The sequence below is a fragment of the Haemophilus haemolyticus genome (assembly GCF_003490935.1).
GTDB lineage: Bacteria > Pseudomonadota > Gammaproteobacteria > Enterobacterales > Pasteurellaceae > Haemophilus > Haemophilus haemolyticus_M.
In genome coordinates this window covers 122,997-143,755 of record NZ_QQGD01000004.1, presented here as the reverse complement: position 1 = coordinate 143,755, position 20,759 = coordinate 122,997, and the positions used below count along the sequence as shown (strand labels likewise).

General features: G+C 37.3%; 23 protein-coding genes. 14 read left to right on the top strand and 9 right to left on the bottom strand.

All coding sequences use genetic code 11. From position 1 onward, the window contains the following. Nucleotides 1-3 precede the first annotated feature (3 nt). A complete protein-coding gene (locus DV417_RS06655) occupies nucleotides 4-1,086 on the top strand; it encodes an extracellular solute-binding protein (RefSeq protein ID WP_118879164.1) in 1,083 nt (360 codons plus the stop codon). 106 nt (nucleotides 1,087-1,192) lie between these two features. Here DV417_RS06655 and folE read toward each other — a convergent pair whose 3' ends face one another. After that, on the bottom strand, nucleotides 1,193-1,849 hold the full coding sequence (gene folE / locus DV417_RS06650) for a GTP cyclohydrolase I FolE (RefSeq protein WP_112071527.1): 657 nt from the start codon (nucleotides 1,847-1,849) through the stop codon (nucleotides 1,193-1,195). A gap of 137 nt (nucleotides 1,850-1,986) precedes the next feature. Between folE and moeA the strand changes: the two genes are divergently transcribed. The 3 genes from moeA (at nucleotide 1,987) to DV417_RS06635 (ending at nucleotide 4,327) form a co-directional block, all read left to right on the top strand. Next, entirely contained in the window at nucleotides 1,987-3,201 is a 1,215-nt protein-coding gene (gene moeA, locus DV417_RS06645) for a molybdopterin molybdotransferase MoeA (protein WP_118879163.1), read from the top strand. Nucleotides 3,202-3,204: 3 nt separating this feature from the next. Continuing rightward, nucleotides 3,205-3,936, top strand: a complete 732-nt coding sequence (gene moeB / locus DV417_RS06640) for a molybdopterin-synthase adenylyltransferase MoeB (RefSeq protein ID WP_118782317.1) — start codon at nucleotides 3,205-3,207, stop codon at nucleotides 3,934-3,936. A gap of 67 nt (nucleotides 3,937-4,003) precedes the next feature. Further along, the gene (locus DV417_RS06635; protein ID WP_005641855.1) at nucleotides 4,004-4,327 is read left to right on the top strand and encodes an HI1450 family dsDNA-mimic protein; all 324 of its coding nucleotides are present in this window, start codon (nucleotides 4,004-4,006) and stop codon (nucleotides 4,325-4,327) included. 67 nt (nucleotides 4,328-4,394) lie between these two features. Here DV417_RS06635 and DV417_RS09440 read toward each other — a convergent pair whose 3' ends face one another. From DV417_RS09440 to msrAB, 4 genes are all read right to left on the bottom strand, one after another. Continuing rightward, nucleotides 4,395-5,312 carry a LysO family transporter gene (locus tag DV417_RS09440; protein WP_192878561.1) on the bottom strand — a complete coding sequence of 306 codons (918 nt, stop codon included), beginning with the start codon at nucleotides 5,310-5,312 and terminating at the stop codon, nucleotides 4,395-4,397. Between the two features lie 180 nt (nucleotides 5,313-5,492). Continuing rightward, nucleotides 5,493-5,963 (bottom strand): redoxin family protein, encoded by a 471-nt coding sequence (locus DV417_RS06625; protein ID WP_118879162.1) that lies wholly within the window; start codon nucleotides 5,961-5,963, stop codon nucleotides 5,493-5,495. 42 nt (nucleotides 5,964-6,005) lie between these two features. Then, entirely contained in the window at nucleotides 6,006-6,647 is a 642-nt protein-coding gene (locus DV417_RS06620) for a cytochrome c biogenesis protein CcdA (protein WP_118879161.1), read from the bottom strand. An 11-nt stretch (nucleotides 6,648-6,658) separates the two neighbouring features. Further along, a complete protein-coding gene (gene msrAB, locus DV417_RS06615) occupies nucleotides 6,659-7,720 on the bottom strand; it encodes a bifunctional peptide-methionine (S)-S-oxide reductase MsrA/peptide-methionine (R)-S-oxide reductase MsrB (protein WP_118879160.1) in 1,062 nt (353 codons plus the stop codon). A 166-nt stretch (nucleotides 7,721-7,886) separates the two neighbouring features. Between msrAB and DV417_RS06610 the strand changes: the two genes are divergently transcribed. Beyond that, complete coding sequence (locus DV417_RS06610; RefSeq protein ID WP_118879159.1) at nucleotides 7,887-8,750, top strand: DMT family transporter; 864 nt, start codon at nucleotides 7,887-7,889, stop codon at nucleotides 8,748-8,750. 101 nt (nucleotides 8,751-8,851) lie between these two features. On the opposite strand, the gene DV417_RS06605 is transcribed toward DV417_RS06610, so the two are convergent. Both DV417_RS06605 and DV417_RS06600 read right to left on the bottom strand, forming a co-directional pair. Further along, nucleotides 8,852-9,025, bottom strand: a complete 174-nt coding sequence (locus tag DV417_RS06605) for a zf-HC2 domain-containing protein (protein WP_118879158.1) — start codon at nucleotides 9,023-9,025, stop codon at nucleotides 8,852-8,854. A 9-nt stretch (nucleotides 9,026-9,034) separates the two neighbouring features. Continuing rightward, a complete protein-coding gene (locus tag DV417_RS06600) occupies nucleotides 9,035-9,580 on the bottom strand; it encodes a sigma-70 family RNA polymerase sigma factor (RefSeq protein ID WP_118879157.1) in 546 nt (181 codons plus the stop codon). Between the two features lie 110 nt (nucleotides 9,581-9,690). Here DV417_RS06600 and DV417_RS06595 point away from each other — a divergent pair, with 110 nt between their 5' ends. After that, entirely contained in the window at nucleotides 9,691-9,990 is a 300-nt protein-coding gene (locus tag DV417_RS06595) for a hypothetical protein (RefSeq protein WP_032828106.1), read from the top strand. A 67-nt stretch (nucleotides 9,991-10,057) separates the two neighbouring features. On the opposite strand, the gene rng is transcribed toward DV417_RS06595, so the two are convergent. Beyond that, nucleotides 10,058-11,533, bottom strand: a complete 1,476-nt coding sequence (rng, locus tag DV417_RS06590; protein WP_046950290.1) for a ribonuclease G — start codon at nucleotides 11,531-11,533, stop codon at nucleotides 10,058-10,060. Nucleotides 11,534-11,648: 115 nt separating this feature from the next. Between rng and putP the strand changes: the two genes are divergently transcribed. Both putP and cmoB read left to right on the top strand, forming a co-directional pair. Continuing rightward, the gene (gene putP, locus DV417_RS06585; protein WP_118879156.1) at nucleotides 11,649-13,163 is read left to right on the top strand and encodes a sodium/proline symporter PutP; all 1,515 of its coding nucleotides are present in this window, start codon (nucleotides 11,649-11,651) and stop codon (nucleotides 13,161-13,163) included. After that, entirely contained in the window at nucleotides 13,160-14,125 is a 966-nt protein-coding gene (cmoB, locus tag DV417_RS06580; RefSeq protein ID WP_118879155.1) for a tRNA 5-methoxyuridine(34)/uridine 5-oxyacetic acid(34) synthase CmoB, read from the top strand. The genes putP and cmoB overlap by 4 nt, the downstream gene beginning before the upstream one ends. A 49-nt stretch (nucleotides 14,126-14,174) precedes the next feature. On the opposite strand, the gene cdd is transcribed toward cmoB, so the two are convergent. Continuing rightward, nucleotides 14,175-15,053, bottom strand: a complete 879-nt coding sequence (gene cdd, locus DV417_RS06575; RefSeq protein WP_118879154.1) for a cytidine deaminase — start codon at nucleotides 15,051-15,053, stop codon at nucleotides 14,175-14,177. 269 nt (nucleotides 15,054-15,322) lie between these two features. Here cdd and DV417_RS06570 point away from each other — a divergent pair, with 269 nt between their 5' ends. From DV417_RS06570 to trpD, 6 genes are all read left to right on the top strand, one after another. Continuing rightward, nucleotides 15,323-15,805: a Dps family protein gene (locus DV417_RS06570; protein ID WP_118879153.1), complete on the top strand. Its 483-nt coding sequence runs from the start codon at nucleotides 15,323-15,325 to the stop codon at nucleotides 15,803-15,805. A gap of 449 nt (nucleotides 15,806-16,254) precedes the next feature. Then, the gene (locus tag DV417_RS06565; protein ID WP_065249476.1) at nucleotides 16,255-17,019 is read left to right on the top strand and encodes a glycosyltransferase family 2 protein; all 765 of its coding nucleotides are present in this window, start codon (nucleotides 16,255-16,257) and stop codon (nucleotides 17,017-17,019) included. Nucleotides 17,020-17,123: 104 nt separating this feature from the next. After that, on the top strand, nucleotides 17,124-18,674 hold the full coding sequence (gene trpE / locus DV417_RS06560) for an anthranilate synthase component I (protein WP_192878560.1): 1,551 nt from the start codon (nucleotides 17,124-17,126) through the stop codon (nucleotides 18,672-18,674). Nucleotides 18,675-18,686: 12 nt separating this feature from the next. Further along, on the top strand, nucleotides 18,687-19,268 hold the full coding sequence (locus tag DV417_RS06555; protein WP_118879150.1) for an aminodeoxychorismate/anthranilate synthase component II: 582 nt from the start codon (nucleotides 18,687-18,689) through the stop codon (nucleotides 19,266-19,268). A gap of 48 nt (nucleotides 19,269-19,316) precedes the next feature. Further along, on the top strand, nucleotides 19,317-19,703 hold the full coding sequence (locus DV417_RS06550; RefSeq protein ID WP_118879149.1) for a tautomerase family protein: 387 nt from the start codon (nucleotides 19,317-19,319) through the stop codon (nucleotides 19,701-19,703). Between the two features lie 52 nt (nucleotides 19,704-19,755). Continuing rightward, the gene (trpD, locus tag DV417_RS06545; RefSeq protein WP_118879148.1) at nucleotides 19,756-20,757 is read left to right on the top strand and encodes an anthranilate phosphoribosyltransferase; all 1,002 of its coding nucleotides are present in this window, start codon (nucleotides 19,756-19,758) and stop codon (nucleotides 20,755-20,757) included. The last annotated feature ends 2 nt before the right edge of the window (nucleotides 20,758-20,759 follow it).

Sequence of the window (20,759 nt, the reverse complement as noted above, 5' to 3'; positions counted from 1 at the left end):
AAAATGAAAAAATTCGCAGGTTTAATTACTGCAGGCTTAGTAGCTGCAACTTTAACTGCTTGTAATGATAAAGATAGCAAAGCTGAAGCTGCAAAATCTCCGGCTACTGCCAATGACACCGTGTACCTCTACACATGGACTGAATACGTACCAGATGGTCTTTTAGATGAGTTTACTAAAGAAACAGGCATCAAAGTTATCGTTTCAAGCCTAGAATCAAACGAAACAATGTATGCAAAACTCAAAACTCAAGGTGCTGCTGGTGGCTATGATGTGATTGCACCATCTAACTACTTCGTCTCTAAAATGTCTCGAGAAGGCATGTTAATGGAGCTAGATCACAGCAAATTGCCTGTTATTAAAGAATTAGACCCTGATTGGCTTGATAAACCTTATGATAAAGGTAATAAATACTCTCTTCCACAATTATTAGGTGCACCAGGTATTGCATTCAATACCAACACTTATAAAGGAACTCAATTCACTTCTTGGGCTGACTTGTGGAAACCAGAATTTGCAAACAAAGTTCAGTTATTAGACGATGCACGCGAAGTATTCAACATCGCTTTATTGAAAATTGGTCAAGATCCAAATACTCAAGATCCAGCCATTATCAAACAAGCCTATGAAGAATTATTGAAATTACGTCCAAACGTACTTTCTTTCAATTCTGATAACCCTGCTAACTCTTTCATCTCGGGTGAAGTTGAAGTGGGTCAATTATGGAATGGTTCTGTACGTATTGCTAAAAAAGAAAAAGCACCTTTAGACATGGTATTCCCGAAAGAAGGCCCTGTACTTTGGGTTGATACTCTAGCAATTCCTAAAACTGCTAAAAACCCAGATGGTGCACATAAACTTATTAACTATATGTTAGGTGCTAAAGCTGCAGAAAAATTAACCTTAGCAATTGGCTATCCAACAGCTAACTTAGAAGCGAAAAAAGCATTACCAAAAGAAATCACTGAAGATCCAGCGATTTATCCACCAGCTGATGTATTAAAAAATAGTCACTGGCAAGATGACGTTGGCGATGCAATTCAATTCTATGAACAATATTATCAAGAATTAAAAGCAGCTAAATAATCAACAATCCAAAAGTGCGGATAAATTTCACCGCACTTTTCTATTCGAGATAAATATAAAAATAGCCACACTCATATTAAAGTGCGGCTATTTTATTCACTATTTTTTACTTCTGAACTGTTGCTAAAAATTCTTTGCGAGTATCTCTATCTTCTAAGAATACGCCACCATAAGCAGATGTGACAGTATAACTATTCGTATCTCTAATACCTCGCGCTTTCACACAAAAATGGGTCGCTTTCACATATACCGCCACATCATCTGTCTCAAGAATTGTCTGAAATGCTGTCAAAAGTTGCTCTGTTAAGCGTTCTTGAACCTGTGGACGTTGAGCAAAAAATGAAACGATTCGATTAATTTTAGAAAGACCAATCACCCAATCTTTTGGATAGTACGCCACACAAACCTTACCATCAATCGTAACAAAATGATGTTCACAAGTGCTTGTTAGCGTGATGTCATTCACTTGCACCATTTCGCTGACTTTCATCTGATTTTTGATTTTCGTCATTTTAGGAAAATTGGCATAATCCATTCCACTAAAAATCTCATCAATAAACATTTTAGCTAAACGATTTGGCGTTTCTTCCAAACTATCATCTCGCAAATCTAATCCAATCAGCTTCATCACTTCATGCATGTGTTTTGCAATGCTTTCTCGACGTTCATCTTTAGCCTGTGTTGGATCAATCATGGGGGTTTCAATGCCTTTTTCAATCAAAGCATTTCTTACATTCTGTGCATCCAGTGAAATTTTGCTCATAATAGTCTTTCCTAAAAAAATAATCGGCTATTCTAGCAAAGGATAATAGGATGGTAAAATGAGAAAAATTGCAAATTTGAATGAATTAGGCTTTAGATATAGAATAGCTGACAAATTTTATCAAATAAGGATTTTCTATGCTTACATTGGATCAAGCTCGCTCGAAAATGCTCGAACAGATTCCCTTCCCGACTCAAACTGAATACCTAAATTTACAAGAAGCCGCCAATCGAATTTGTGCAGAAAATGTTATTTCACCTATTAATGTTCCCTCTTTCGACAATTCAGCAATGGATGGCTATGCTGTACGTTTATCGGATTTACAACAATCTTTAACGCTTTCGGTTGCTGGAAAATCTTTTGCAGGTAATCCATTCCAAGGGGAATGGCCATCAAAAAGTGCGGTCAGAATTATGACTGGCGCGATGATTCCTGAAAGCGCAGATGCAGTGATAATGCAAGAGCAAGTGACGCTCAATGAAGACGGAACCGTCACTTTTAGTGAATTGCCTAAACCAAATCAAAACATCCGTCGTATTGGTGAAGATGTAAAGAAAGGCGATGTGGTACTAGAACAAGGCGCACAGTTCACCCCTGTTTCCTTGCCATTATTAGCCTCTCTAGGCATTGCAGAAGTAAAATGCTATCGCCAATTAAAAGTCGGCGTACTCTCAACTGGCGATGAACTTGTCGAAGTCGGCAAGCCATTGCAAAGCGGACAAATCTATGACACTAATCGTTTCACCGTAAAATTATTACTCGAAAAACTAAACTGTGAAGTCATTGATTTAGGACTATTACCTGATAACGAAGCTGAATTTGAAAAAGCATTTATTGCTGCACAAAGTCAAGCTGATTTAGTGATTACCAGTGGCGGTGTTTCCGTTGGTGAAGCGGATTTCACTAAAGCAGTATTGGAAAAAGTAGGCCAAATAAATTTCTGGAAAATTGCAATCAAACCTGGCAAACCATTCGCTTTTGGTAAATTAGAAAACGCTTGGTTCTGTGGTTTACCTGGTAATCCAGTTTCTGCATTAGTGACATTTTATCAACTCGTACAGCCACTTATTGCTAAACTGCAAGGGCAAAAACAATGGAAAAAACCACCGCACTTTTCAGCCATTGCCACAATGAATTTAAAAAAAGCACCTGGTCGTTTAGATTTCCAACGGGGTTTTTATCACATCAATGAACAAGGCCAAATTGAAGTGCAATCAGTAGGTTTCCAAGGTTCTCATCTCTTTAGCGCTTTTGTAAAAAGCAATTGTTTTATCGTGTTAGAACAAGAACGTGGCAATGTCACTGCAGGTGAAGCGGTGACGATTGAGCCTTTCAATCATTTATTAGGATAAAAAATGACCGAACTTAGTCACGAAGAAGAATTACGCTATAACCGCCAAATTATTCTTAAAAGCGTAGATTTTGACGGGCAAGAAAAACTTAAAGAAAGCAAAATGCTGATCGTTGGGCTTGGTGGCTTAGGCTGTGCAGCCAGCCAATATCTCGCAGCGGCAGGCGTTGGAAATTTAACACTGTTGGACTTCGACACAGTTTCGCTTTCGAATCTTCAACGCCAAGTCTTGCACTGCGATGCTCGCTTGAATATGCCCAAAGTGGAATCAGCTAAAATTGCACTCAAGCAAATCAATCCACATATAAACATCGAGACAATTAATGCGAAGCTAGACGAAGAAAAACTGGCTGAAATCATTCCGCACTTTGATATTGTTTTAGATTGTACAGACAATGTAGAAATCCGTAATCAGTTGGATCGACAATGTTGTAATGCAAAAATTCCTCTTATTTCTGGCGCAGCAATTCGGATGGAAGGTCAGGTTTCCGTTTTCACTTATGAACCGAATACGCCTACTTATCGTGATCTCAGCAAATTATTTGGACAAAATATATTAAGCTGTGTAGAAGCAGGCGTGCTTGCACCAATCGTCGGTATTGTGGGCAGCATTCAAGCCTTAGAAGCAATTAAAGTGCGGTTAAAAATCGGTAAAAATTTGTGTGGACGCTTGTTGATGATTGATGGTTTTTCGATGAATATCCGAGAAATTAAACTTCCAACCAATATGGAATAAAATGCTTAAAAAGAGAAATAAATTTAACCGCACTTTTTATTAACCATAACCTTTACGACAAAACACTATGACAACAGAAATTAAAAAACTTGATCCCGATACAGCTATTGATATTGCTTACGATATTTTCTTAGAAATGGCTGGAGAAAACTTAGATCCTGCTGATATTCTTTTATTCAACCTACAATTTGAAGAACGCGGTGGTGTGGAATTTGTTGAAACCGCTGATAATTGGGAAGAAGAAATTGGTGTACTGATTGATCCTGAAGAATACGCTGAAGTGTGGGTGGGCTTAGTCAATGAGCAAGATGAAATGGATGATGTATTTGCTAAATTCTTAATTTCTCACCGAGAAGAAGATCGCGAATTTCACGTTATTTGGAAAAAGTAACGATAACGTAAAAATAAGGGAAATCATCTGATTTCCCTTTTTCTTTTCTCTTAAAATTAACGCGCTATTAAATTGGAAAACTCGAGAAAAAGACTAATAACAACGGCGGTAATAAATTTGTCACCATACCAAAAGAAATAGCGATAGGCGTTACTTCAATTCCGCCTGATTTTTGAATAATCGGCAATGTACAATCTAATGCCGTTGCGCCTGTAATCCCAATAGCTGTAGAGCGATAATGTTGCATAAACAGTGGAATCAAAAATAAACTCAATATTTCACGCGATAAATCATTGAAAAAAGCAATACTACCCTGCATCGGTCCCCAAGCATTTGTCAGCACGACGCTTGATAAAGAATACCAACCAAATCCCGATGAAAAGGCTAAACCTTGAGTAATCGGCATACTTAGAAAAAATGACGAAATAACGCCACCAATTAAAGAACTTAAGGTAAAAATCGCTCCCATCATTAAACCTTGCTTATTTAATAAGACTTCTTTCAAGGAAATACCATTATTACGAAGCTGAATACCTACAAAAAAGATCAACGCAATAAGCACGTAAAGATTGGAACCATGTGGGAAATGCAACCAATCATTACACAACCAACCTAAAACAATGCCGATAATCACCGCACTTAATAATTTAATTGAGTCCATTAACGAATGCCAACGAGATGGTAATTCTCCCTGTAAATAATTAACAGGCTTAGGCAAAGTGCGGTCATAAATAGCCAAACCTAGGATATTACAAGTCAGAATGATAGCGGATAGCCCTAAAGCGGTCATTCCAATAATTGGCAATTTTTGTTCTAAATGCTCTAATTGCCCAAGCATAAACCCCATCATAAATAAAATGATGTAAAGCAATAACATCACAATTTTATTAATGAACGCCAACGCATTTTGATTCTGTATTTTGACTAAGTAGCCCAACATCATCGGCACAAGCACGATGAGTAGTCCATTAATTATTTCTTCCATTGTATCCTTCACCAATATTACTTTTATCTCGTCTGTAAAAGTAAAGACCATTTCAATATCTAAGCACTATTTATAATATATACTTTTTATCAATCTACCAAATTCCCAATGAAAGAATATCTACGTTATGTCAGAAATAAAAAAGCGGCTGGTTAAATTTTAATTACCAGCCGCTTGATTTTATTTCTCAATAAACTTAATTATTTGCTCCCGTCCTAAATGTCCTGGCACAGTTTTCTTCACCTTTAAATCAGCATCTAAAAATAGATTAAACGGATAACCTCGAACATGAACACGATCAATAATTTCACCATTTTCATCTAGCAAGACTTTAATATTTTTATATTCTAGCCCTTTGTACCATTCAATAAAATCAGCAGTGTCTTTTTCGCCTTTGTGATCGGGCGAAACAATGGTAATCACTTCAAAATTGCGATCTTTTTCCGCACTTAAATCATCAATTTCAGCTAATCCAGCCAAGCAAATTGGGCACCATGACGCCCACATTTTTACATACACAGGTTTGCCTTTATATTGGCTTAAAGTAACTGGCTGATTGTTTAAATCTTTGAGTTGCACATCCGCCAAATTCGTTTGTGCAAAAGCGTTTAGGCTGAATGCCATTAAAAATATTGATAGTAGTTTTTTCATTGTTTTTTCCTTTTAATAGATTTCTTTTGTTGAGGTTATGCCTTACGAAAAATTATTCGTAATCAATAAAATGCCCATCACGATAATTAAAATTCCGCCACCGATTTTAAATTTGTCTAAGTGTTTATTTAACCCTTTAGCACGTTTTAGCAAGCTGTCAGAGAAGAACGAAAACAGTACAAAAGGCGTTGCCAAGCCTAAAACATAAACAAACATCATCGATGCACCGTAAAGTGCAGAGCCTTCATCACCTGATAACGCTAACACGGAAGCCAGAATCGGGCCAATACAAGGTGTCCAACCAAGACTAAAAGTTAAACCAAGCACAAATGCCTCAAGTGCGGTCGATTTTCCTGATGTTTTTATTTCCACCAATTTCGTGCGTTCAAGTAACCCAATTTTGAAAATTCCCATTTGGTGAATACCAAGAATAATCACGATAATGCCAGCAATTACTCGAGTTGTATTACTAAATAAAATATTCCCTAAAAAGCCAAAACTAAAGCCTAAACTTACAAATGTAAGGGAAAGTCCTAAAATAAATAAAAAAGTATTTAGGACTTTTTTACCGCCTTTACTCAAAATACCAAAATAAATTGGAATAATCGGGAAAATACAAGGCGACAGAAAAGAAGCAAGTCCAGCTAAAAATACCGTTCCAATAAGGAGTTGTTGATCTAACATCCTACATCTCCTTATTTTTTAATTGATTGAATCAAATATCCGTATCCTGCCTTTTCCATTTCAGCTAACGGAATAAATTTAATTGATGCACTGTTAATGCAATAACGTAAACCGCCTTTATCTTTCGGGCCGTCATCAAATACGTGACCTAAATGAGCATTGCCCGCACGGCTTAACACTTCGGTACGTTGCATATTAAAACTATTATCCGTTTGATAATGCACCACCTCTTTCGCTATTGGTTTCGTAAAACTCGGCCAGCCACAACCCGATTCAAATTTATCATTTGAAGAAAATACAGGCTCGCCTGTGGTGACATCAACATAAATACCTGGTTGGAAATTATCCCAATATTCGTTACTAAAAGAGCGTTCAGTATGTTTATTTTGAGTAACGGAATATTGCAACGGTGTCAATTTCGCTTTGAGTTCTGCATCACTCGGTTTCGGATAATCTTTTTCGTCAATCAAAGGTTCATCTGCTTTGGTAATATCAATATGGCAATAACCATTTGGATTTTTTTTCAAATAATCCTGATGATATTCTTCCGCTACGATGTAATTTTTTAGCGGCTGCACCTCAATTTGTACTGGTTTTTTATATTTGGTTTGAAGCTGGGTAAGAGCTTGTTCGATCACAGCTTTATCTGCCCCATCTTGATAATAAATTCCTGTGCGATATTGTCTGCCACGATCGTTTCCTTGTTTATTTACACTCGTTGGATCAATCACTTTAAAATAATATTGCAATAATTTATCAAGCGAAATTTGATTTGCATCGTAAGTGACTTTTACAGTTTCTGCATGATCGGTTACGCCAATCATCTGATAACTAGTTTTCTCCGTATTACCATTGGCATAGCCAGAAATCGCATCTTTCACACCGTGAATACGCTCCATATACGCTTCCATACCCCAGAAACAGCCACCAGCAAGATAAATTTCACGAATATTTTGCATATTTTCCATTGCCATTTTTTGTTCTCCAGATGATGATGTTGAATTTTGTATTGCTAAAGTTGGTGTTGCACAGCAAAGTGCGGTAATAAATAGAAATGTTTTTGATAGTTTCATTGTTTTTCCTTATGATGTAAAAATTAACGTTACATAAGGTTAGACGGCAGACAATCCGATTTCTTACAGATTTTTGTAAAATTTTTAAAGAAATTGACTAAAATCCATTGTTATAACCAATAATAAAGCGTTAAAACACGCTATTTTCTAAGGTAAAAAAATCTATATGCAATCACATTCCACTCCTTCGCTTTATCACAAAGCGATTAGTTTTATGGTATCAGCGTACTTTTCCATTACCTTGATGAATGTATTTGTCAAAACTGCATCTCAAACAATCCCTGCAAGTGAAACCTTATTTTCACGTTTTTTAATCGGCTTGCTTTTCTTACTGCCTTTTGTAATTAAAGATCGCGATTTTAAAGTAGATACCCGTCAATGGAAATTTTTAATCCTACGAAATGCCGCGGGTGTATCGAGTATGTTGATTAACTTTTATGTCGTGAAGTTCTTACCGCTTTCCATCGCGGTCTTATTGATGAATACCTCCGCCCTATTTATCCCGATTTTATTGCTATTTTTCCATCAAAAAACACCGTTTAATGTGCTTTTTTGTAGCTTAATCGGCTTTCTTGGCGTTTCCATTATTTTACTCACCAATCACAATGGCAATGTTGATCCTATTTATGTACTGATTGGATTATCTGGTGCCGTATTGGCAGGAATGGCATTTATTGGCTTACAAGAATTAAACAAATACAACACACCAAAAAATATCGTATTTTATTTTCACTTGATTGGTACGTTCATGTTACCAATCTTCTTTATTAACCAATGGAAAACCCCTAATTTATACGAGCTTGGTTTATTGCTATTAGTGGGCGGATTTGGATTGATTTTCCAATTATTGCTCACTCGCGCTTTCAGATATGCGCCAGCCAACGTTATTACCCCTTTTGCTTTCACTGGTGTCATTTTCTCTAGCGTTTTCGACTGGCTATATTGGCATCATACCCCTAACCTATATTTTTGGCTCGGTGCAATCATAATTGTGGGCGCAGTGAGTTTATTGGCAAAAATGAAGAAATAGATACTTTATTTATAAGAATATTAAATTTAGTACGATTAGGTTATAGCTGGTTCAATAAAGTGCGGTGAAAAGTAACAGTGGTTTTCACTCTGTCATAATTCCTAATGTAAATCTTTAAATTTCTTCATCATCATACTTAACGTTTTGCAATTTCTTTGAAAACGACGGCAATGAGGGCAAGTTAACAAATGCATTTTTAAACCCATTTTTTCTTGCAATTCTAATGGTCGCTCATGAGAATCAGAAATTATTCGAGTGGCTTGAATACAACGCATAATTTTCTCCTAAAGTTTTTTTGATAGACAATTTTGCAACTGCAAACGGGCCCGATAAAGTGTGGTATGCAAGTTGGATGTGGTAAGCTGAGTTTCTTGACAAATTTCATCCGATGACAATTCTAAAAACTCTCTCATCATAAAAATTTTGGCATGTTTAGCGGGTAAACAAGTCAGGCAAGTTTCGAAAATCAACCAAAACTCTTCAGAATACACCGTTTCCTCTTCACCCTGTAATTCGCTCGGATAATATTCTATTTTCCAATGGCCTGTATCATCAAAAAATGTATTAGTTGACTGTTCATCTTCGATCTCACTTTCTAATACAAAGCGTCCTTTCTGGCGAAGATAATCAATAATTTTATTTTTTAGAATGGCAAAAACCCAAGTTTTAAAAGCGGCTTGATGTTTAAAATTCGCGAGATTGTTAAATGCACTTAAAAATGCTTCTTGTACTAAATCCTCAGCAAGGTCAGCATGGTGCAACTGTAACATTGCAAATTTCAGCATCTGCGTACGAATTTGTTGGAGTTCCGTATCAGAAATAGCATTCATTTTAATTCCTTTAAAATTTTTGTAAGAAATGAAAAAGTGTTTCGTCTAATAACATGAAAGAAACAATTTCTTTCAATACTATTTTTACCACTCAAACAAGGAAATTTAAAATGAAAAATATTACATTGAAAAGCGCAATCTTAGGTATGACTATGTTATTTGGTGCGACAACCGTTTATGCAGAAGAAATGAAATCTGATGCCATGCCAATGAAATCAGAACCAATGATGAATACCCCAATGAAAAAAATGATGAAATCAGATGATATGAAAATGCACTCTGACCACATGATGAAATCTGACAATATGATGAAGTCTGATGAAATGGGCATGAAATCTGATATGAAAATGAAATCTGATAAAAAGATGAAATCAAATAAAAAAATGAAAATGACAAAAGAAAAAATGTAAAAAGATACTTTTAAAAGTGCGGTAAAAAATCTCAAAAATTTTTCACCGCACTTTGTTAAATCGGAGTTTACATCACCACAACATCAAACTGTTCTTGGTTATAAAACTGTTCTGTTTTCACCTTCACTCGTTTGCCAATAAACATTTCCACTTCTGGCAGCAAACCGTGAGATTCTTCGTTAATAAGATATTCGGAAACTGCTGGAGAGGCATAAACAACAAATTGTTCACTACTGAATAAGTGATAAACCCGAATAATTTCACGCATAATTTCGTAGCAAACTGTCTCAACAGTTTTCACCCGACCGCGGCCATGGCAAGTTGGGCATTCATCACATAGCACATGCTCAAGACTTTCACGAGTTCTCTTACGGGTCATTTCCACAAGACCTAATTGCGTAAAGCCATTCACATTGGTTTTCACACGATCTTTAGAAAGCGCATCACATAAAGATTCTAGTACTCGATTGCGATGTTCATCTGTTTGCATATCAATAAAATCAATAATGATTATGCCACCCAGATTACGTAGTTGTAGTTGCTGTGCGATAGCTTTTGTCGCTTCAATATTGGTATTGAAGATGGTTTCTTCTAGATTACGATGCCCCACAAACGCGCCTGTATTAATATCAATGGTGGTCATAGCTTCTGTTTGCTCAATAATTAAATAACCACCCGATTTGAGATTAACACGTTTATCTAGCGCTGTTTGGATCGCATTTTCAACCCCATATACATCAAAGATAGGTTGATTGCCAGAATAAAGAACGAGTTTATCGCTTAATTCAGGCATAAATTCATCGGTAAATTCTTTCACTTCGCCAAAGCAAAGTTTAGAGTCGATACGAATTTTTTCTAAGTTTGTGCCGATAAAATCACGCAAAATGCGTTGTGGAAGCGCTGGCTCGCCATAAATTTTTGATTTGGTTGGATATTTAGATTTACGCTCTAAGACTTTACGCCATAAGCGTTTTAAAAATTCAGCGTCTTGACGTAATTCTTCTTCGCTTGCCCCTTCTGTGGCGGTGCGAATAATAAAACCGCCGAGTTCATCACAAAAAGGTTCAACTAATGCTTTTAAACGGGCACGTTCTTCTTCGCTTTCAATACGTTGTGAAACGCCTACGTGGCTATTTTCTGGCATAAAAACAAGATGACGCGATGGCAATGTGATGTCTGTTGTTAAACGTGCGCCTTTTGTACCAAGCGGATCTTTCACCACTTGTACAACAATATCCTGCCCTTCGCGTACTAATTCTGAAATGCTCTTAACTTTAAATTGCTTTTGTTCATTTTCATCTACACATTCCGTGTGGGATACAATGTCGGCGGCGTGTAAAAAAGCCGCTTTTTCCAAACCAATATCAACAAACGCAGACTGCATTCCAGGTAGCACTCGAGTCACCCGACCTTTATAAATATTTCCGACAATTCCTCGTTTGGCTTGGCGTTCAATATGCACTTCGCGCAACATTCCTGTTTCTACTAGCGCAATGCGTGTTTCGTTAGGAGTTACGTTCATCAATAACTCTACAGCATCCATTTTATATTCCTAATTTCTTAAATTTCATCAAATATTCAGTCTAAATAGAATAATAGCCCGAAATAAGGTAAAATGCACCCTTTCTGAAATTTTTAACCCATTTTGGACTTATTAAATGTTTGGATTCGACCCAACTCTTGTTACTTTTACTATTTATATTTTCGGGATGTTGCTGATTGGCGTACTCGCCTATTATTACACGAATAATTTATCAGATTACATTCTCGGTGGACGTCGTTTAGGCAGCTTTGTCACGGCAATGTCAGCTGGTGCTTCAGATATGTCTGGTTGGCTTTTAATGGGCTTACCTGGTGCGGTATATTTATCAGGCTTAGTTGAAGGCTGGATTGCTATTGGTTTAACTATCGGGGCTTATTTTAACTGGCTTTTAGTGGCTGGTCGTTTGCGTGTTTATACAGAATTAAATAATAATGCCCTCACCCTCCCAGAATATTTTCACAATCGCTTTGCCACATCACATAAATTATTAAAAATTGTTTCTGCTACGATTATTTTAGTGTTTTTTACTATTTATTGTGCTTCGGGTGTCGTGGCAGGTGCAAAATTATTCCAAAATTTATTTTCAGTGGAATATTCCACCGCACTTTGGTACGGAGCATTAGCCACCATTCTTTACACTTTTATCGGTGGTTTTTTAGCAGTAAGTTGGACAGATACCATTCAAGCAACCCTTATGATTTTTGCGCTGCTCTTAACGCCTATTTTTGTGTTATTAAGCATTGGCGATACCGCTCAATTTTCTGCGGTCTTAGCGCAAGCTGAAGCGGCTGCCAATAAAGATTTTACAGATTTATTTACTGCCACTACGCCACTTGATCTATTAAGCCTTGCCGCTTGGGGATTAGGATATTTTGGTCAGCCACATATTTTAGCGCGTTTTATGGCGGCTTATTCTGTTAAATCATTGATCAAAGCTCGTCGCATTAGCATGACATGGATGGTGCTTTGCTTAGGTGGTGCAATTGGTATTGGTTTCTTCGCGATTCCTTATTTCTTTGCCAATCCAAACATTGCAGACACAGTCAATAATGAACCAGAACAAGTATTTATTGAACTCGCTAAACTTTTATTTAATCCTTGGATCGCGGGCATATTACTTTCCGCTATTTTAGCTGCAGTAATGAGTACATTAAGTGCGCAATTGTTAATTTCTTCTAGCTCAATCACAGAAGATTTCTACAAAGGTTTTATTCGCCCTAACGCATCTGAAAAAGAGCTCGTATGGCTTGGAAGAATTATGGTGTTAGTTATTGCCGCACTTGCTATCTGGATCGCACAAGATGAAAACAGCAAAGTATTAAAACTAGTAGAATTCGCTTGGGCTGGTTTTGGTAGTGCATTTGGCCCTGTGGTGCTTTTCTCTCTTTTCTGGAAACGAATGACATCATCGGGTGCAATGGCAGGTATGCTCGTAGGCGCAGTAACAGTATTTGCTTGGAAAGAAGTTGTTCCAGCTGATACCGATTGGTTTAAAGTATATGAAATGATTCCTGGATTTGCTTTCGGTAGCCTTGCAATTATTATTGTCTCATTGATGTCTAGCAAACCAGAACAAAATGTTCTAGATACCTTTGACAAAGCAGAGAAGGCCTATAAGGAAGCAAAATGATCGACTTTCGCCCTTTTTATCAACAAATTGCTACTACAAATTTATCAAACTGGTTAGAGACCTTACCACTCCAACTAAAAGAATGGGAAACTCAAACTCATGGCGATTATGCGAAATGGTGTAAAATTGTTGATTTCCTACCTGATTTATATGCTGATGAAATCGATCTCAAAAGTGCGGTGAAATCTGACCGCACTTCTCCCCTTTCAGAAGGTGACAAACAACGAATTATCCATCATTTAAAACAATTAATGCCGTGGCGAAAAGGGCCTTATCATCTTTTCAGCATTCATGTAGATTGTGAATGGCGTTCAGATTTTAAATGGGATCGTGTTCTTCCTCATTTAGCACCGCTGCAAGGTCGCACTGTTTTAGATGTGGGCTGTGGCAGCGGTTATCATATGTGGAGAATGGTAGGCGAAGGCGCAAAAATGGTCGTCGGGATTGATCCTACCGAACTTTTCCTTTGCCAATTTGAAGCTGTACGCAAGCTGCTTAATAATGATCGTCGAGCAAATCTTATCCCGCTTGGTATTGAGCAAATGCAACCATTAGCGGCATTTGATACTGTATTTTCAATGGGCGTACTCTATCATCGTAAATCCCCATTAGATCATTTAAGCCAGTTGAAAAATCAGTTAGTAAAAGGTGGTGAATTAGTATTAGAAACGTTAGTGGTGGATGGCGATGTAAATACCGTGCTCGTACCGGCAGATCGCTATGCGAAAATGAAAAATGTTTATTTTATCCCCTCTGTTGCTGCACTAATTAGCTGGCTAGAAAAAGTTGGTTTTACCAACGTACGTTGTGTTGATGTTGCAACAACGACATTAGAAGAACAGCGTAAAACTGATTGGTTGGAAAATGAAAGCCTGATTGATTTCTTAGATCCAAATGATCACGGTAAAACCATTGAAGGTTATCAAGCACCGAAAAGAGCGGTAATTTTAGCGAACAAATAAAAAAGGGAAATTATTCCCTTTTTTATTTTCTATCAAGAATCTTGCATACTTACAATGAATGATACTCTAATTTCACTGATGTCAATGTTGAGAGCAACGTTTCAGCCATCGTTTTATGGCTTAGTTTTAATGCTTTTTCAGCCATCACAATTCGCTCAATATCACTCAATTTTTTATCATTTAAATACGCAAAATTAAGTGCGGTTTGCAATGCAGGCAAACTCGGATTAAATGCTGCATTTTCTGCATAGCGTCCTGTCACCACATCACCATTTTTAAATAAAATTGCAATGCCATGCGGGCTATTTGAATAAGGACAATGAGATTGATTTGCCGCAAAAATAGCTTGATTAACCAAATCATCTTGGTGCTCAGCCACTAAATCATGATTTTCTTCCGATAAAAGATGAACCGCAATATCGAGATCTTTCGGTCCAAAAGCATCAGGTAAATAAGAATGCAACGGATTATTTTGGCTATGTGGCAAATGAATTGAAATTTTTTCAGCGCCATGCAATTCATTCATAAATTGACGACAATGCCCACAAGGCGTGTAATTGACCACCATATCTGAAATACGACGTTCATTACGCAACCATGCGTGAGAAATTGCGCTTTGCTCTGCATGAATCGTTTGCTGAATGGCTGAATTAGAAAATTCTTGATTCGCGCCAAAATAAAAATCACCTTGTTCGCCAATAGCAATGGCCCCCACATTAAAATGAGAAATAGCGGTATGGCTATAACTCGCTGCAATCGGCAACAAATGCATAGCTAATTTTAGTGGCGTAAGTTCAAAATCACGGCAAAGCTGCTCCACTTGGGAACGATTTAAAAAGCCAGCCCAATTTTGCAAACGAATTTCATCAACAATAGCTTGATTGAGTGCATCATCTTGTGGCAATGCGTGCTTAATAAGTTCTTGCATAAGACATCCTTAAAATATTAAAAATTATAACTGCACTTATTAAAGCAAAATTTACTGTTATCCGCGACCCTTTACTAAAGTATTCCTTATAACTGTGATCCTGATCACTTATTTTGATAGATTAAATTTATTACAATTTATTAACATATAGTCAAAGACTATCAATTTTATTGAATAGAACAATTTCACAGCAAATTCTAGAAACGTATAATACCCATATCAAAGGCAGGGCATTAGCTCAATTATTTAACTAGAAAAAGGAAATTATTATGTCAAAAACATCTATCGGATTAGACAAAGTTCAATCAGCAGAATTAGCCAATAAACTTAACGAATTACTTGCAACCTACCAAGTATTCTATACTAATGTACGTGGTTACCACTGGAACATTAAAGGTGTGAATTTCTTTGCATTACACGCAAAATTTGAAGAAATTTACACAGATTTAATCACCAAAGTTGATGAAGTGGCTGAACGTATTTTAACTTTAGGTTACACACCAGATAACGCATATAGCCAATACTTAAAAGTATCTCGTATTAAAGAAGATATCGCAGTAAGCGGCGCACAAGAATGTTTATCAGGCACATTACAAGGTTTAAAAACATTACTTGAACAACAACGTGAAATTCTTGCTCTTGCAGGCGATGCTGATGACGAAGGTACCTCATCACAAATGAGTGACTACATTAAAGAGCAAGAAAAATTGATATGGATGTTCCAAGCAGCTTGCCAAACTTGTCATGCTTAATGGGTAAATTTTAACTCTAACGAAAACTTAACCTGCAATCTATCTAACTTAACAAAGTTAGATGTATTTAAGAACCAAGTTCTACTTTTCTAAGAACTTGGTTTTTTCATTTTAAATTGAATTTACAAAAATAAAGTGAAAAAAATCTCATAAGTGCTATTATCCGCGGACTTTATGTTTATCATTGCATACATTTAAGATCAAAAAAATTAAACGTATATTTGTGTTAATCAAAGGTTATTGTAAAAATGAAAGGGATCTATACTGATGAACCAACCAACCAACCAACCAACCAACCAACCAACCAACCAACCAACCAACCAACCAACCAACCAACCAACCAACCAACCAACCAACCAACCAACCAACCAACCAACCAACCAACCAACCAACCAGATGGTAAAACCGTTGCGGTAGTGACGTCAACAATTGGTCGTCCAGAATTAGCTTTGGCTATTAAAAGCGTACAAAATCAAACTTATCCATGTAAGCATTATGTATTTGTCGATGGCAATATTTTCTGGGATAAGGCCAAACCTATATTGGAACAATTCCCTGATGTCATTCCTATTTACTTACCAATGAATACAGGAAAAAACGGAATTCTTAACGGAGCCATTAACGCAACGGCGGCTTTTCTTGTTGAAGAAGATATTATTTGTTACTTGGATGATGACAATCAGTTACGAGAAGATCATGTAGAAAGTTTAGTGAATGTGATTGAGCAAGGAGCTGATTTTGCCTATTCACTGCGCGTTTTTTACGATTCCAATCATCAATTTATATGTCGCGATGATTGCGAATCTCTCGGTAACTGGAAACCTAAAGAGAATGTGCCGGTTCGCTTTATTATGGAAAATGGTCAACAGATAGGTTACTTTATTAATACTACAACTAAGAAGCATATTGATACTAATTGTTATGCGATTCCTCGTGAAATTGCTCAGAAAACAGCACATGCTTGGTACACGCCTTTTATTGGAGATCAAAAATTTTTCTCAGCTTTAAATCAATTAGAATTAAAGGGACAAACTTCTGGAAAATATACTGTAAAATATACAGTTGATTTTGATAAAATGATTGGAGTTCATCACTGGTTCCCTCAACTAACTTTATCTGATGAAATGATCAACCTCATTTCATCAGATATATTGAAAGAGCTAAATCAACAAAATATCGAATACTACGGAGGTCGTCCCTGGGCAAAGGAATAAAAATAAACATTTTTCATCAAAAAACATAAAAAATATTAATTCAGGCTTGACTTATTCCTCATGTACTAGTTTAATAGTACAAAAGTTTCCAAAAGGATATCAATATGCAAACTCAAGCCTTTATTGCGGTGACAGCTCAACCCGTTCCCTATTATGCTGACACCACCGCTATTTTTAATACACTTTGCCAACCTAATTCAAATTCTCTCCTACTCGACTCTGCGGAAATTGGGAGTAAAAACAGTTTACAAAGCCTTATCTTAGTCAATGCTGCGGTTAAAATAACGTGCTTAGGTCACAACGTCACATTTAAAGCATTAAATGAGAATGGAAAACAAGTGTTAAAAGAAATTCATCCAAAATTAACCGCACTTGGAAAAGTAAGTGCGGTCAATTTTGATGATAAATTTTCTGTACAATTTTCTCCACTTGATAATCAACTCGATGAAGATAGCAAATTACAATCTGCCACTATTTTTGATGGATTGCGTGTTGTATCTACTCTTTATCAACATAGCCAAACGCCTATTTTCTTAGGTGGATTGTTTGCTTACGATCTCGTTGCAAATTTCATTCCAATGGATGGCATTACATTACAACATGATGGTATCAACTGCCCTGATTATAGTTTCTATCTTGCCGAACACCTCATTACTATCGACCATCAAAATCAACAAGCGACACTAAAAAGTTTCTGTTTTGCTCAAGAAGAACAAGTCAATATTGCGAAAACCTCGCTTTCTATCGCACAAAAACTAAAAAATATTGATAACGTTCTTTCCATTAAAGCGGCAAGTGATGAAGTTAAAACAAACTTTGACGATCCTGAATTTACTGGCATTGTGAAAGCCTTAAAACACCATATTAACATTGGTGATGTCTTCCAAATTGTGCCCTCTCGCCGTTTTTCCCTTGCTTGCCCGAATACATTAGCCAGTTACGCCCAACTCAAACAAAATAATCCAAGCCCTTATATGTTCTATATGAATGATGAAGACTTTATTTTGTTTGGTGCATCGCCAGAAAGTGCGCTGAAATATGAACCTGAAAATCGTCAGTTAGAAATTTACCCAATCGCAGGTTCACGCCCTCGTGGTTTTGATGCTCACGGCAACATTGATCCTGAATTAGATGCACGTTTAGAACTAGAACTTCGTCTTGATCACAAAGAACAAGCGGAACATTTAATGTTGGTTGATTTAGCGCGTAACGATATTGCTCGAGTTTGCCAAAGCGGTACGCGTAAAGTGGCTGAATTAATGCAGGTGGATCGCTATTCTCACATCATGCATTTGGTCTCTCGCGTAGTGGGTAAATTACGCCCTGAGTTAGATGCGCTTCACGCCTATCAAGCCTGTATGAATATGGGCACATTAACTGGTGCACCCAAAATTAAAGCAATGCAGCTTATTTATCAATTTGAGCAACAAAAACGCCATAGTTACGGTGGTGCGGTGGGTTATCTCACTTCAGACGGTCGTTTTGATACTTGTATCGTGATCCGTTCTGCTTTCGTACAAAATGGGATAGCCCATGTACAAGCGGGTTGCGGAGAAGTATTGGATTCTGATCCACAAATGGAAGCCGATGAAACACGCCACAAAGCAGCGGCTGTCTTAAAAGCAATTCGTCAAGTTAATACACAAGCAAAATAAGGAAGAATTATTATGGCTAATATTTTATTTTTAGATAACTTCGATTCCTTCACTTACAATCTTGTGGATCAATTCCGTGTATTGGGTCACAACGTCACAATTTACCGCAATGACTGCGATTTAGAAAAACTGGTAGAAACCGCACTCAATACACCTGATACCATTCTCGCACTTTCTCCAGGGCCAGGAACACCATCAGAAGCGGGAATTCTACTACCATTGATCGAGCACTTAAAAAATCAAGTGCCGATTATTGGAATTTGTTTAGGCCATCAAGCATTGATTCAAGCCTTTGGTGGGAAAGTTGTTCACGCTGGCGAAGTATTGCATGGTAAAGTTTCTCGTATCACCCATGATAACGAAGCCATGTTTAAAGATCTTGCTAATCCAATGCCTGTGGCGCGTTATCATTCTTTAATGGGACAAGATTTACCAAAAGAATTTATCGTCAATGCGGAATATAATGGCATTATCATGGCAATTCGTCATCGTGATTTACCTATTTGCGCATTCCAATTTCACCCTGAAAGTATTTTAACTGTGCAAGGTTCGCAATTATTACAACAATCAATTGAGTGGTTGTTAAATAGATAAGGCATCAAAAAGTGCGGTGATTTTTAACCGCACTTTAAAGGAGAAAAAATGATCACCGTATTCGGACTTAAATCCAAACTCGCACCACGTCGTGAACAACTGGCAGAAGTCATTTATAACAGCCTCTATCTTGGCTTAGATATTCCAAAAGGTAAACACGCGATTCGCTTTTTGTGTTTAGAAAATGAAGATTTTTACTACCCTTTTGACCGTAGCGATGATTACACGGTCATCGAAATTAACCTGATGGCTGGTCGTATGGAAGGCACGAAAAAACGCTTGATAAAAATGCTGTTTAGCGAATTAGAGTACAAGCTCGGCATCCGTGCTCATGATGTGGAAATTACGATTAAAGAACAGCCTGCACATTGCTGGGGATTCCGTGGAATGACTGGCGATGAAGCGCGCGATTTAGATTACGATATTTATGTTTAATAAAATATAGAAAATTAACAAATCCATATATAAAGAAAAACAGGAATAGACTATGCAACACAACCCATTATTAGAACAACTTTATAGCGGACATTCACTTTCAACTTCAGAAAGCACCGCACTTTTTAATACCGTCATCCAAGGTGAACTTTCCAATGAACAAATTGCTGCAATGCTTATCGCTTTAAAAGTACGTGGAGTAAATACTGAAGAAATTACTGGTGCGGTTGCCGCCTCATTACAAAATGCCAAAGTATTTCCACGTCCAGATTATCCTTTTGCGGATATTGTAGGAACGGGTGGTGATGGGCAAAACACAATTAATATTTCCACCGCCAGTGCGATTGTGGCAGCATCAATGGGAGCAAAAGTAGCAAAACACGGTAACCGCAGTGTATCAAGCAAATCAGGTGCTAGCGATGTGTTAACCGCACTTGGCGTGAATGTGAATGTCACACCAGAGCAAGCTCGACAAGCATTAGATGAAATTGGTGTCTGCTTTTTATTTGCTCAACAATATCATTCTGGTTTCCGCCATGTTGCGCCAGTCCGTGCATCTTTAAAAACACGCACCATCTTTAATATTTTAGGGCCACTTATCAATCCTGCTCGCCCAACTTATCATTTACTTGGCGTATATGCACCTGAATTAGTAAAAACCTATGCTGAAACCGCAGTCGCCTTAGGGCATCAGCATTCCTTCGTTGTTCATGGTTCTGGGTTAGATGAAGTCGCATTGCACGGTGAAACGCAAGTGGCAGAAATTAAAAATGGCAAAATTGAATATTTCACTTTAACGCCTGAAGATTTTGGCTTAAAAGCGCAATCCCTCGAAAGCCTTCGTGGTGGTGAACCACAAGAAAACGCCCAAATGCTTACCGCACTTTTACAAGGCAAAGGAAAGGCTGAACACGCAAATGCTGTGGCGGCAAACACGGCATTATTATTGAAATTATTCGGGCACGATGACTTAAAACAAAATGTGCAAAATGTATTGGCGCACCTTGCATCAGGTAAAGCCTTTGAAACATTACAGAAATTAACCACATATTAATA